Source organism: Streptomyces cinnamoneus (assembly GCF_014650495.1).
GTDB lineage: Bacteria > Actinomycetota > Actinomycetes > Streptomycetales > Streptomycetaceae > Streptomyces > Streptomyces cinnamoneus.
In genome coordinates this window covers 272,363-285,044 of record NZ_BMVB01000008.1, presented here as the reverse complement: position 1 = coordinate 285,044, position 12,682 = coordinate 272,363, and the positions used below count along the sequence as shown (strand labels likewise).

At 73.5% G+C, this 12,682-nt stretch carries 16 protein-coding genes; 5 read left to right on the top strand and 11 right to left on the bottom strand.

Annotation, left to right across the window (positions count from 1 at the left end; translation table 11 throughout):
• Positions 1-18 precede the first annotated feature (18 nt).
• Entirely contained in the window at positions 19-825 is an 807-nt protein-coding gene (locus IE182_RS14960) for an MgtC/SapB family protein (RefSeq protein ID WP_190110274.1), read from the bottom strand.
• Positions 826-914: 89 nt separating this feature from the next.
• On the opposite strand from IE182_RS14960, the gene IE182_RS14955 reads away from it, so the two are divergent.
• Positions 915-2,243, top strand: coding sequence for a PA0049 family protein (locus IE182_RS14955; protein WP_229844816.1), 1,329 nt, complete (start codon positions 915-917; stop codon positions 2,241-2,243).
• A 7-nt stretch (positions 2,244-2,250) separates the two neighbouring features.
• Positions 2,251-2,985 (top strand): carbon-nitrogen hydrolase family protein, encoded by a 735-nt coding sequence (locus IE182_RS14950; protein WP_190110273.1) that lies wholly within the window; start codon positions 2,251-2,253, stop codon positions 2,983-2,985.
• Positions 2,986-3,034: 49 nt separating this feature from the next.
• Here the strand turns inward: IE182_RS14950 and IE182_RS14945 are convergent, their stop codons facing one another.
• The 3 genes from IE182_RS14945 to IE182_RS14935 form a co-directional block, all read right to left on the bottom strand.
• Positions 3,035-3,838: an EI24 domain-containing protein gene (locus IE182_RS14945; protein WP_190110272.1), complete on the bottom strand. Its 804-nt coding sequence runs from the start codon at positions 3,836-3,838 to the stop codon at positions 3,035-3,037.
• Between the two features lie 75 nt (positions 3,839-3,913).
• Entirely contained in the window at positions 3,914-4,342 is a 429-nt protein-coding gene (locus tag IE182_RS14940; RefSeq protein WP_190110271.1) for an organic hydroperoxide resistance protein, read from the bottom strand.
• A gap of 62 nt (positions 4,343-4,404) precedes the next feature.
• Positions 4,405-5,424 (bottom strand): NADP-dependent oxidoreductase, encoded by a 1,020-nt coding sequence (locus tag IE182_RS14935; protein ID WP_190110270.1) that lies wholly within the window; start codon positions 5,422-5,424, stop codon positions 4,405-4,407.
• 90 nt (positions 5,425-5,514) lie between these two features.
• On the opposite strand from IE182_RS14935, the gene IE182_RS14930 reads away from it, so the two are divergent.
• The gene (locus IE182_RS14930) at positions 5,515-5,952 is read left to right on the top strand and encodes a MarR family winged helix-turn-helix transcriptional regulator (protein WP_190110269.1); all 438 of its coding nucleotides are present in this window, start codon (positions 5,515-5,517) and stop codon (positions 5,950-5,952) included.
• A 37-nt stretch (positions 5,953-5,989) separates the two neighbouring features.
• Here IE182_RS14930 and IE182_RS14925 read toward each other — a convergent pair whose 3' ends face one another.
• A complete protein-coding gene (locus IE182_RS14925; RefSeq protein ID WP_190110268.1) occupies positions 5,990-6,505 on the bottom strand; it encodes an isochorismatase family protein in 516 nt (171 codons plus the stop codon).
• 111 nt (positions 6,506-6,616) lie between these two features.
• Between IE182_RS14925 and IE182_RS14920 the strand changes: the two genes are divergently transcribed.
• Together IE182_RS14920 and IE182_RS14915 are read left to right on the top strand one after the other, a co-directional pair.
• Complete coding sequence (locus IE182_RS14920; protein WP_190110267.1) at positions 6,617-7,222, top strand: hypothetical protein; 606 nt, start codon at positions 6,617-6,619, stop codon at positions 7,220-7,222.
• 95 nt (positions 7,223-7,317) lie between these two features.
• Positions 7,318-7,887, top strand: coding sequence for a class F sortase (locus IE182_RS14915; RefSeq protein WP_190110266.1), 570 nt, complete (start codon positions 7,318-7,320; stop codon positions 7,885-7,887).
• A 54-nt stretch (positions 7,888-7,941) separates the two neighbouring features.
• On the opposite strand, the gene IE182_RS14910 is transcribed toward IE182_RS14915, so the two are convergent.
• The 6 genes from IE182_RS14910 to IE182_RS14885 form a co-directional block, all read right to left on the bottom strand.
• The gene (locus tag IE182_RS14910) at positions 7,942-8,367 is read right to left on the bottom strand and encodes an OsmC family protein (RefSeq protein ID WP_190110265.1); all 426 of its coding nucleotides are present in this window, start codon (positions 8,365-8,367) and stop codon (positions 7,942-7,944) included.
• Between the two features lie 55 nt (positions 8,368-8,422).
• A complete protein-coding gene (locus tag IE182_RS14905) occupies positions 8,423-9,049 on the bottom strand; it encodes a histidine phosphatase family protein (RefSeq protein ID WP_190110264.1) in 627 nt (208 codons plus the stop codon).
• Positions 9,042-9,443, bottom strand: coding sequence for a thioredoxin (gene trxA / locus IE182_RS14900; protein ID WP_190110263.1), 402 nt, complete (start codon positions 9,441-9,443; stop codon positions 9,042-9,044). The genes IE182_RS14905 and trxA overlap by 8 nt, the downstream gene beginning before the upstream one ends.
• 122 nt (positions 9,444-9,565) lie before the next feature.
• The gene (locus IE182_RS14895) at positions 9,566-10,018 is read right to left on the bottom strand and encodes a hypothetical protein (RefSeq protein WP_190110262.1); all 453 of its coding nucleotides are present in this window, start codon (positions 10,016-10,018) and stop codon (positions 9,566-9,568) included.
• A gap of 96 nt (positions 10,019-10,114) precedes the next feature.
• On the bottom strand, positions 10,115-10,459 hold the full coding sequence (locus IE182_RS14890; RefSeq protein WP_190110261.1) for a hypothetical protein: 345 nt from the start codon (positions 10,457-10,459) through the stop codon (positions 10,115-10,117).
• A 44-nt stretch (positions 10,460-10,503) separates the two neighbouring features.
• Positions 10,504-12,387, bottom strand: coding sequence for an FHA domain-containing protein (locus IE182_RS14885; RefSeq protein ID WP_190110260.1), 1,884 nt, complete (start codon positions 12,385-12,387; stop codon positions 10,504-10,506).
• Between the last annotated feature and the right edge of the window lie 295 nt (positions 12,388-12,682).

Here is a 12,682-nt window from a genome sequence, read left to right as displayed (position 1 = left end):
GCGCCGGACGCCCGCGGATCACTCCGTGCTCTCGCGGTGCGCGCGGAGTCCGACGCCGAGGATGCCGTCCCAGTCCGTCAGCTCCTCGACCAGCGGATGCGCGGAGCCCTTGCCCTCCAGGCTGAGGACGACACCCGCCTCCTTGCCCTTGCTCTTGCCCTTGTCGGACCCTTCGCCGCCGCCCGGGTCGGTGGCGTCGACCTGAACGTCCGTCACCTGGAAGCCGCTCTTGGTGCACAGCTCCAGGACCCGCCCCAGCAGGCCCCGGCGCGTCCGGTAGGACAGCCGCAGCTCGACCCGCTCGGTGACCGGCGCCACCGTCAGCCGGCGGGTGACCATGGGGAAGCCGCGCACCACCAGGAAGTGCACCAGGGTCGCGGCGGCGCCGAGCAGCGGCAGCCCGCCGCCGCAGGCCATGCCGATCGCGCAGGTCAGCCAGATGGTGGCGGCCGTGGTCAGGCCGCGCACCGCGTCACGGCGGACGAAGATGAGACCGCCGCCGATGAAGCCGATGCCGGAGACGATCTGCGCGGCGACCCGCGAGCCGTCCAGGCGGGCGCCGTCCAGCGCGGGCAGCGCGGAGAAGCCGTGGATCGAGATTTCCATGAACAGTGCGCTGCCCACCCCGACCAGGGTGTGGGTGCGCAGCCCCGCGCTCTTCTGCTGCAGCTCGCGCTCCAGGCCGATGAGCGAGGAGAGGAGCAGGGCGAGGGCCAACTCGGTGAACTGGCGGGTGCCTTGACCGGCACCCGGGTCGAACAGTGCGTCAGCGAAGAGTCTTCCGGCGGATATGAGCGGATCGGCGAGAAGCGGCACTGCGTTCATCCCGCCATTGTGTCCGGAACTCATCGGGCTCCACAGGGTGTTGGTTGCCCTCTACCGTCAAAGCGGCCACGGTGGTTTCCTTCCGCCTCATGAGACCTCATGAGAATGCTTCCCGGAACGCACTCGCCTCCCAAACCGGCGTCTCCCGCCGGTGCCGGCTCGGTGCCCTCGGCGCCGCCCTGCTCGTCTGCGCCCCGCTCGCCCTGTCCGTCCCCGCCGCGGCCGCCGGCCCCTCCCCCGCGCCGCTCACCGTCGAGGAGCAGCGGCTGACCGGCCCCGTACCGCAGGAGATCCTGCGCCGCAGCGGATTCGACGGCCTCACGGCCGGCTTCACCCGCGGCCTGGGCCGGACCCGTTCCTGCGCGGAGGCCGAAAAGCTGGTGACGGCCGAAGGGCGGAACCTGTGGCGGCGGGCCGTGGACCGGGCCCAGGGCCGCGGTCCGGACGGCGGCGACCTGAGCCGGGACGACGACCGGCCGCTGTACTGGGCGCGGCTGGCCCTGACGCGGGCGCTGCGCGAGTGGCGGCCGGCGTTCGCCCTGGACGAGCGGCGGCGTGCGGACCTGGTGGCCGCGGTGGAGCGCACCTCGCGCGGGCAGGACTCGATCGAGCTGCCGCCGGGCGACGGGGTGAAGCGCGTGGTGATCACCGGCTTCGACCCGTTCCAGCTCGACTCCGACGTCCGGCGCTCCAACCCCTCGGGGGCGGCGGCGCTCGCCCTCGACGGCACCACCGTCGAGACGCCCGCGGGCCCGGCGCGCATCGAGGCGGCCGTCTTCCCCGTGCGCTGGGCGGATTTCGCGGACGGCACCGTCGAGCGGACGCTGCTGCCGCACCTGCGGCCGGGGCCGGGCCGGGTGGACCTGTTCACCACCATCAGCCAGGGCCGCGTCGGCCGCTTCGACGTCGAGCGCACCAACGGGGCCTGGCGCGGCGGCTACCCGGACAACCTGAACGTCTCCCGCACCGGGACCGTGCCCGTGCCGTCCGGCATCCCGACCGTCACCCCGCAGCCGCAGTGGACGACCACCACCCTGCCGTACGCCGCGATCACGGCCGCGCGGACGGGCCCGTTCCCGGTGTACGACAACACCGCCGTCACCGAGATACCGGCGGGCGGCACCGAGGAGGAGCACCGGGCGGACGGCCCGACGCCGGGCTCGACGGCCCGCGCGGGCGGCGGTGGCGACTACCTCTCCAACGAGATCGCCTACCGCGCCACGCTGCTGCGCGACGCCGTACGGGCACGGGTGCCCGGCGGGCATCTGCACACGCCGGTGCTGCAGTTCGGCCAGGGCAACACCGATCCCGCGCACGGGCAGGTCACCGACCCCGCGTTCGTGAACAACCGGCTCGCGATCACCGCTCAGATCCGGTCGGTGCTGGCGGTGGCCGTGGGGAGCGCCGGGCGGTCATGATGGGGTCATGATCATTGCAACAGCGCAGTTCACGGCCCGTCCGCTCGACGTCGGGGCGAACGTGGCCCGCATGGCCGGCTTCGTCGCCGAGGCCGGCGGGCGCGGCGCTGCGCTCGTCGTCTTCGGGGAACTGGCGGTCACCGGCTACGAGCTCGACGCCGTTGCCGCCGACCCCGGCCGGCTGGCCCTGGCCCCCGGCGACCCGCGGCTCGCCCCGGTCCGCGACGCCTGCCGGGCGGCAGGCGTCGCGGCGGTGGTCAACTGCGCAGGGCGGACGGCGCAGGGGCCGACGATCAGCTCGTTCGTGTACGGGCCGGACGGCGCGCTGCTCACCCGCTACGACAAGGTGCACGTGACGGACGGCGAGCGCGCCGCCGGGTTCGTGGCCGGCACGCAGGACGGCCGCTTCACGCTGGACGGCACGGCGTTCGGCCTCGCCATCTGCTTCGACGCCCACTTCCCCGACCTCGCGGAGCGCGCCGTGGCGGACGGCTGCCGGGTGCTGGTGGCGAGTTCGCTGTACGGCCGGGGGCCGGGGCAGGCCGAGCGGCGGGAGATCTTCCCCGCCCTGGCGAAGGACAACGGCCTGCACGTCCTGCTGGCCAACCACGTCGGGGCGGCGGGGCCGTACGACGCGTGCGGCCTGAGCGCGGTGTGGGGGCCGGACGGGGCGGAACTGGCGGTGGCCGGGGAGACGGAGGCCGGGCTGGTGGTGGCCGCGGTGGCGGACGTTCTCGTGTGAGACGTCCGGCGGCCCCGGGGCCCGGCGCCGGTCCGGGCCGGCCCGCGGCCTACAGGGCGGGGAGGCTCTCGGACGGGCTCCCGGCCTCGGTCACCCTCTCGCCGTCCTGCTCCGCCTGTTCCCCCGTCAGGTCCCTCACCAGCAGCGTCGCCCCCGCCACGGCGCCCGGCATCACGAACACCGCCACGAGCGGGATCAGGAACAGCAGCGCCAGCGGCACCCCGAAGCCCAGCGTCAGCAGCTTGCGCGAGCGCAGCATCGCCAGCCGTTCCTTCAGTGGCACGCCCCGCCGCTGGAGGGCGACCGCCGTGAGCTCTTCCGCGAGGAAGAAGCCCGAGACGCAGAAGCCGATCGCAGGGATGACGGTCTGTCCGATGACGGGCACGAAGCCCAGCGCGAAGAGCAGCACTCCCCACAGGGCCACCCGCACCAGCACGGCGAGGCTCTCACGGGCCGAGATCCACAGCTCCCGCCACAGCGGCAGTCCGGACTCGGGGACGGCGCCGCCCTCGGCCCGGTCGACCCGCTCGGAGAGCGCCTCGTAGAAGGGCTGGCCGACGAGCAGCGTCACGGCGGTGAAGGAGATCAGCGCGAGCAGCAGGCAGCCGCCGAAGAACAGCGCGGTCATGGCCCCGCGGAAGAGGCCGAGCCAGGGCGAGCCCCAGTCGTCGGCGAAGGGCGTGGCCCAGACGACCGCGTCGTCCGCACCGGCGACGAGCGCGACGATCGCCGCCGCGTATCCGACCAGCGTGATCAGCCCGGGCAGCAGCCCGAACCCCCACTGCCGGCGGTTGCGCCCCACCCAGCGCTGGCCCCTGGCCAGGTACGTCATGCCCGCTACAAGGTCTCGCATGGCGGGAAAGCGTAGCCGCTCGGTGGGACGCGGCCGTCGCGCTCGCGTCCCGGTACCGTCCCGGAGACGTCCCGGTCAGGCGACGTCGAGGGTGACCTCGATGTTGCCGCGCGTGGCGTTGGAGTACGGGCACACCTGGTGCGCCTTCTCCACGAGCTCACGGGCGGTGGCCTCGTCGACGTTCGGGATGCGGGCGGAGAGCGCGACCTTGATGCCGAAGCCGCCGTCCGGGGTCTTGCCTATGCCGACCTCGGCGGTGACGGTCGAGCCGGAGATGTCGGCCTTCGCCTGGCGGGCGACGACGCCCAGCGCACCCTGGAAGCAGGCGCTGTAGCCGGCGGCGAAGAGCTGCTCGGGGTTGGTGCCGGCGCCGCTGCCGCCGAGCTCCTTCGGGGGGTTGACGACGACGTCGAGCTGGCCGTCGTCACTGGCGACGCGGCCGTCACGGCCGTTCTCGGCGGTGGCGACGGCGGTGTAGACGACGTCGACGGGCTGGATCGGCATAACGATTTTCCTTAAAGAGAGAAGAGAGGAAGAGAGGGAGGGGAGAAGAGCGTCCGGGGCCGTCAGTCGCCGAGGGTGACGATCATCTTGCCGGTGTTCTCACCACGCAGCAGGCCGAGGAAGGCGTCCCCGACGTGCTCGATGCCGTGCACGACCGTCTCGCGGTAGGTGAGCTCGCCGGAGCGGATCCAGCCGCCGACCTCCTGGACGAACTGCGGGCGCAGCGCCTCGTGGTCGGAGACGATCATGCCCTGGACGCGCAGGCGCTTGGCCAGGATGTTGACCATGTTGCGCGGGCCGGGCGTCGGCTCGGTCGCGTTGTACTGGGCGATCATGCCGCAGATGGTGACGCGGCCCTTGAGGTTGAGGGAGCCGAGCGCCGCTTCGAGGTGCTCGCCGCCGACGTTGTCGAAGTAGACGTCGATGCCGTCGGGGGCGGCCTCCTTCAGCTGCTCGGCGACCGGGCCCTTCTTGTAGTTGAAGGCGGCGTCGAAGCCGTACTCGTCGAGGAGGACCTTGACCTTCTCGTCCGAGCCCGCGCTGCCGATGACGCGCGCGGCGCCCTTGAGCCCCGCGATCTGGCCGACCAGGCTGCCGACGGCACCGGCGGCGCCGGAGACGAAGACGACGTCGCCCTCCTTGAAGGAGGCGACCTCCAGCAGGCCCGCGTAGGCGGTCATGCCCGGCATGCCGAGCACGCCGAGGTAGGCGGAGAGCGGGGCGACGCCGGGATCGACCTTGGCGGCGCGCGCGGCGTCGACCACCGCGTACTCCCGCCAGCCGAGGCCGTGCAGGACGTGGTCACCGGGGGCGAAGCCCTCGGCGCGGGAGGCGATGACCTCGCCGACCGCCCCGCCGTCCATCGGCTGGTCGAGCTGGAAGGGCGGGATGTAGGACTTCACGTCGTTCATCCGGCCCCGCATGTACGGGTCCACGGACAGGTGGATGTTGCGGACCAGGATCTGCCCCTCGGCGGGTTCGGCGACCGGGGCCTCGCGCAGGGCGAAGTCCTCGGGCTTCGGCCAGCCCTGGGGACGGGCGACGAGGTGCCATTCGCGACTGGTGGCAGGCGTGGCGGACATGGGGACCAACCCTTCTGAATACTTCAGGAGCTGAAACAATCATGTGCCTCGATATTTCATGTTGTCAAGTAACCGGGTAACCTGTGTCCCATGACTTCTCCGACACCGCCGGCCGACGCCCTCACCTACGAGGTGTGCGAGCTCATCGGGACCGTCGTCGCGCGCTACCACGAGGAGTACGAGGAGGCGGCGGCCCAGTACTCCCTCACCGGCGCACAGGCCCGCGTCCTGGCGCTGCTCGCCCGCGAGCCCATGCCGATGCGGCGGATCGCCCTGAAGCTGAAGTGCGAGCCGTCGAACGTGACGGGGATCGTGGACCGCCTGGCGACCCGCGGCCTGGTCGAGCGCCGCACGGACCCGGAGGACCGCCGCGTGAAGCTGGCCGCCGCGACCGAGGAGGGCACGGCGACGGCGGCCCGCCTGCGCGAGTCACTGAACTTCGCCCGCGAGCCCCTGGCCGGCCTGTCGACGGAGGAGCGCACGGCACTGCGCGACCTGCTGAGGCGGATGCTGGGGGAAGCCCACTGACCGCGACGGGGCAGGCGGGGCGCCGTCCGGCGTGTCGCTAGCCGGCCAGCGTCAGGGCCGTGGACGTGACGACCGTGCCCAGGCGGGGCATGTCCAACGTCACCGACGCCCGGTGCTCCTCGGCGGTCAGGGCGCTCATCGCGTCCTCGACGAAGACCAGGTCGTAGCCGTGGTCCGCGGCCGCGCGGGCGGTCGACTCCACACCCAGGTTCGTGGCGATGCCGGCCAGGACGAGCGTCCGCACGCCGCGCTCGCGCAGCCGGGCGTCGAGCTCGGTGCCGTGGAACGCCCCCACCGTCCGCTTGACGATCTCGATGTCGCCGGGCTCGGCGATCCCGGCCAGCAGCCCGCTGCCGGGCGGCTGTTCCGCGACGCCGGGCCGCTCCACCCGTACGACCACCACCGGGGCCCCCGCCTTGCGGAAGGCGCCGGCCAACTCCGCCGCCGTCCCGGCCACTTCGTCGCCGGGCCGCGGGGCGAGGGGCAGCGCGACGACGCGCTCCATGAGGTCGACGAGAACGAGTGCGCTGCGCTGGGGGTCGATTTCCGTCATGCCCCAAGACCGTACCGGCCACGACCACGGCGTGGGCGGCCTCCGGAACAGCACACGGCGGCCGGTGGGTAAAGCTTGCGCGAAAGTCGGGCCTTCCCGACCATGGCCCCCATGACACCGGCTCCCGACCCCGCCCACGATCCCGCACCCGCCACCGGCCCGGGACCGGGACCGCTGGACTTCCAGCTCGTCCTGCTCCGCCGGATGGCCGACCACCAGTCCGGCCCGGTCGAGGACGCGCTGCGCGAACTGGGCGTGAGCCGTGCCGACATGCGCGAGGCCAACCGCCGCTGGCAGGCCATGACGCACTCCCGTCGCCGCGGCGCCGGCCCCCGCTACCGGTCCGTGCTGGGCCCGCCCGCCACCACCGGCGAGCGCCGCGTCGGCGACCTGGTCTTCGAGGCCCAGTCCTGGCCGGTGCCGCTCTGGCCCGACCTGCACTTCGAGGTGCTGTCCGCGCCCGGCGGGGCGGTCTGGAACGCATGGCTGGTCCGCGCCCCCGGCGCCCGGGGCCCCGCGCTGCGCACGATCGAGGACCTGCGCCCCTGGTCGTGCACGGTGGACGAGGTGGCCCGGGCCTTCGCCCCCGCCCGCCCGATGGAGGGCACGGCCCCCACGCGCTGGCAGCTGGCCTTCACCGCCCCGGATGCGGAGGGGAAGCGCAGCGCGTACGTGGCGGAGTTCACCTGGGGCCTGTTCCAGCGGCTGGTGCCCTGACGGCCGCACCCGAGCGGGCGTCGCCCCGCGGGAGGACGGCGAACTGGCCGATCGGCCGAGGCAGGGGCACCGGTGCGCCTCATACGGTGGACGCCATGTCCCGTCGTCGAAGCCTCGTCGTCCTCGCCCTGCTGCTGGCCCTGCCCGCGCTGGGGGCGGCCGCCGCCTGTGCACCGGGCGGCGGGACCGACAAGGTCATCGGCGGGCCGGCCCATGCCGAGGAGCCGACGCGCGTCGTCATCCCCTCCATCGGCGTGGCCAGCCCGCTGTTCCGCCTGGAACGGACCGGGGACGACCCCGTTCCGGCCCCGCCGCCGGACAAGGGCATGACCGCCGGCTGGTACACGGACAGCGCCGCGCCCGGCGCACGGGGTGCCGCCGTGATCATCGGCCACGACGACACCCACGGCGGCAAGGCCGTCTTCCGCGACCTGGACAAGGTCACCGAGGGCACCGCGATCGTCGTCGAACGCGGCGACGGCACGGTGCTGCACTTCTCCGTGACCGGCACCGAGAGGGCCGCCACGAGCGACTTCCCCGTCCACCGGGTCTTCGGGGAGACGCCGGAGAAGGCGCTGCGCCTGGTGACGTGCACGGGCGGACACCGCACGCACGACGGCCGTCCGGCGGAGAACCTCATCGTCTACGCGATACTGCGCGGCTGACCGGCCGGGCGGGGCCGTGGCCCCGACGCACTCGGACCCGTCCCGGCGGTCCGGTCAGGCGATCTCGGCGGAGAGCGTGATCGTCGTCCCGGTGAGCGCCTGGCTGACCGGGCAGTTCTTCTTGGCGTCCTCGGCCGCCGAGACGAATCCCTCCTCGTCCAGGCCGGGCACCTCGCCCCGCACGGTCAGGTGGATGCCCGTGATGCCCTCACCCGGCTGGAACGTCACCTCGGCCCTGGTCTCCAGGCGCGTGGGCGGCGTACCGGCACCGGTCAGGGCGTGCGAGAGGGCCATGGAGAAGCAGCTGGAGTGAGCGGCCGCGATGAGCTCCTCCGGGCTGGTCTTGCCGTTGGCCTCCTCCGCGCGGGAGGCCCAGGTGACGGGGTACGTCCCGATGCCGGACGACTCGAGGGCGACTTCGCCGCTGCCCTTGATCAGCTCGCCGTTCCAGACAGTGGTCGCGATGCGGTTGGTGGCCACGGTGGTGTTCCTCCCGGGAAGAAGAGCGACAGGCGCCGTACGTACGGTCCGATCATCATGCCCCCGCCCGTTCGGCCCCCGCTCCGACACGCCCGTTCCAGGCGACCAGCGCCGGGCGTCCGTGCTCGGTGCCGATCCGGCTGACGGTGCCGGTGTCCAGGCGGAACAGGGCTCCGGCTGACGGCGGCAGTCCGAGCCTACGAGCCGTCAGCACGCGCAGGAAGTGCGCATGGGCGACGAGGACGACGTCGCCGTCGCCCCCGCCCTCCTCCAGCCGGGGTGCGATGCGTGCCAGGACGCGGTCGGCGCGCACGCCCACCTGCCCGGGGGTCTCCCCCGGGTGTCCCTCGGGGCCGGGCACGACCCCGTCGTCGAAGAGGAACCAGCCGGGCCGGGTGCGCCGGATCTCGGCGGTGGTGCTGCCCTCGTAGCCGCCGTAGTCCCATTCCCGCAGGTCGGGATCGGTGTGCGCGCCCTTGAGGCCGGCCAGCTCGGCGGTGCGCGCGGCCCGTGCCATGGGGCTCACCAGCACCAGGCCGATGGTCCGCCCCTCCAGCAACGGCCGCAGCCGCTCGGCCTCGCGCTCACCGCGTTCGGTCAGCGGCTTGTCCGTCCAGCTCGTGTGCCGTCCGTCGCGGCTCCAGGCGGTCTCCCCGTGCCGGATCAGCAGCAGCTCACTCATCGCCGGCCTGCGGTCCTCCCTGGGCCTTCGCCTGCTGCTCGGCCACGGAGGCCCGCACCTCGTCCATGTCCAGCGACCGCGCCTGCCGGATGACGTCCTCCAGGGCGGGCTCCGGCAGGGCCCCGGGCTGCGCGAACACCGCGATGTTGTCCCGCACGATCATCAGCGTCGGGATCGACCGGATCTCGAAGGCGGCCGCGAGCTCGGGCTGCGCCTCGGTGTCGACCTTGGCGAAGACCAGGTCGTCATGGCGCTGGGCCGCCCGCTCGAACACCGGCGCGAAGCTCCGGCAGGGCCCGCACCACTCGGCCCAGAAGTCGATGAGGACGAACCCCGCACCGGACACGATCTCGTCGAAGTTGTCCTTGGTGAGCTCAACGGTGCTGCTGCTCATGCCCGCCTACCCGCTTCCGCTTCCGGTGATGACGTCCGTGGGGCCGGTCGGTCCCACGGGCGCCAACCGGCCCGGCCGACGAGGTATTCCGCACGCCGCCGGCGGGACTTTGCGGCCACGGCCTAGCCCCGGACCTGCACACAGGCCCGCCCGCGGGGCTGGAGCCTGTCCGGTCCGCGCTTCTTCCCCAGGGGCTGGAGCTTGTCGTCCACGATGTGCTCCCAGCCCTCGGCACAGAAGACGGTGCGGTCGGGCACGGTGCGGCCCAGCGCCACGGTGTAGGGCTGGCCGTAGCGCCAGTGCCGGAGCGCGCTCTCGCCCTTCAGTCCTCCTCCGTACATCCGGAAGTGCCCGAAGAACTCGCCGCCGGGCGTCGCCGAAGCCGACACCCGGTACACCAGCCGTCCCTCGCCCGCCACGGAAATGCAGGTCTGCACGGCACACGAGGCCGTCCCCACCCCCGCTCCCGCCCCGGCCTCCGCCGAGGGGGCCGTGACCGCGACCAGGGCCACGATTCCCACCGCACTCGCACCGCTCCGCAGCCGCCGGCGCAGCTTCGCCACAACACGTCTCATGCCCCCACCCTGGCCCGCCACCGCCACCACCCCCGGCAGCCGCGCACCGCACTCCCCCGAAGGAGGCACGTTCCGGGGACGCCGGTCAACCGGGGTTCACGAGAAGAGCGCGGCAGCCGCCTGCCCGAGCCGTGCGACGACATCGCCGACGACCGCGACGTGGCCCACGCGGGAGGCGATGGTGTGGAGCAGACTGCCCGAGACCACCGGATCCGGCTGCGGTGCCGCCACCTCCTGCCGCAGCCGCCGGGCCACCTCCTGGACCTGCGCGGCGTCCGGGACCGCGGAGGCGTGCGTCCCGAGGAGGCGTACGAGCTCGTCGATGCGGTCGATGACCTCCCGGGTGCGGGGGTTGTCGCCGGCGTCGCTGCCGAAGGTGTGGCCGACGTGGTTGCCGTTGCCGCTGATGTTCCTGAACCTGATGCTGTTGTCCGCTTCCATGACAGGTCTCCTCGTGTTCCGGCTCGTCTTCCGGCTCGTCGACGTCATCCCGGGGGCTGTCTGGAGGGCAGGGCGCCGCCGGCCCCTCCCCGCACCTCGTGTCCGACGCGGTTTCCGCTCCCGCTGATGTTCCCGAAGCGGATCCGGTTGTCGTTGTTGTGGTTGACCGTGCTGTTGTTGATGGTCGTCTGGTGCGACGCGAACTCGGCCAGATCGACGTCGTGCGCGGCGAGGAAGTCCGCGACGCTCTTGAGAACCCGCTCCTGCACCACCTTGACGACCATGACTTCGTCGAGCTCCAGGAAGTAACGGACCCGGTCCTCGCCGGCCGCCTCTTCGCGAATGCTGGGCAGGGCGCCGTAGTCGAAGAGGTGGTCGTGCCGGATGTAGCGCTCCTGGCCCCGGCGGCGGCGGTACGCCCGGTACCTGCGGCGTACGTGCCGGGCCGTCGCCACCGGCGAGGACAGCAGGTCGGGCAGGGCCCTCGCGGACGCCGTGACGACGGCGTCGGCGAGGGCGCCCGCCCCCGACCGCAGCCGCAGGGTGTCCACCGCCTGGTACCGGCCGAGCAGGGGCGGGAGCGTGAAGGCGATCGACTCCAGGAAGAGCGATCCGTGCGTGCGGACGGCGCGGACGAAGAGGGTGACGACCAGCTGGCCGCCCCAGGCCGGCACTTCGACGCACACATAGGCCCTGCTCGGCGCTCCGGGCCCGGTCGGCCGGCTGCGGATCACCTCGGGTCCGATGCTGGTGACCGGCGGTGCGAGCCGGTCCGGCAGCAGCCGCGCGTCGCCCCGGACGTCGTAGCCGCTGACGAAGAGGCGTTCGTCGACGCGCAGGTCCGGCACGCCGAGCTCCCGCAGCGCCTGGATGAGGGCGGTGTGGAGGTCGGCCGCCTCGAAGGGCTTCGGCTTCTTGCGGACGCCGTCGCCGCCCGTCGCGCCCTGCTGGATGTCGATCGCGAAGGACCACTCGTCCACCAGCAGGCCGCTGCCCGCGAAGGGATAGTAGGTGGCGAAGACCATCAGGTTGCCGTGCGGGCGGGCGGCCACGGCGGCCAGCCGGCGGCGGACGCGGCGGGTGTGGGGCTCGGGGGCGTCCGCCGCCTTGAAGCGGCCGCGGGTCATGCGGCGTTCCAGGACGAAGTAGTCGGTGACCCAGCGGTCGGTGGCACACGCGAGCAGGGCCGCCACGAGTGCCGTGCAGAGCACCGGCCACCGGCCGGCCACCTGCTCCAGGATTCCCCGGGCGTCCCCCGCCTCGGCCAGCGACGTCAGGTCCTGCCCGTGCAGTCCGATCAGCAGGGCCGCCACGCTCCACAGCAGCACGACGAGCAGCACCGCGTCGCGGGCGGCCCTGCGCCGGAGCATGGCGACGGCCCAGCGCGTGACCGCGGCGAGGTCCACCCCGTAGGCGGGACTCAGGGCCCGGAAGGGCTGGTCGACGATCCGGTCGACGACCAGCGCGGCGAAGCGCGCGTCGAGCTGGGTGGCCGCGGAGAGGTAACGGGTCGTCTGGCTCCGGGAGTCGCTCTCCCGCACCGGGCCGCCGGCTCCCGGGCCGGCCCCCGGGTCCAGGTACGTCAGGCGCACCGAGCCGAGGGCGAGGGTGTCGCCGTGGCCGAGCCGCGTCCGGGCCCCCGGCGTCAGCGGCGCACCGTTCAGCAGCACGCCGTTGGTGGAGTCCAGGTCGCTGATCCACACCCCGTCGGTGCACCGCTCCACCGCGGCATGACGGCCACTCACATCGCGGACGGGCAGGGCGATGTCCCCGGCCCGGCCGATGACGAGGGACCGCCCGTCGAGCTCCCACCGCATCCCGGAGAGCGCGGCAGGGGCGGTCGCGACGAGGAGCGGCGGTGCGTGGGGGCGGGGCGCGCCCGCCGGCATGGGCGGCGCCCCGGGCGGGGGTACGAAGTGATCCACCATCGATGGCCGCCTCTCCCCCGTGCCACCCGCGCCGTCGGTACGGCCTCGTCCGCCTTCGCCGCGGCCCGAGAGGGGGTGTGCGCGGGCGGCTTCGCCATAGTGGGGACCGGCCGTGCCGATGGCAATACGCCACGGGTGGCCGAAAAGAATTTCGTACGCCCGGCTCCCGGCACCGGGCGCACTCCCGCGCCGGACCGGCTCACGAGACGTACGTCACAGCGTGCGACCGCCCCTCGCCGGAGGGAGGCGCCTGCCGGGCCCGGACAGCACGACGCCCCGCCCGGAAGAAACCGGT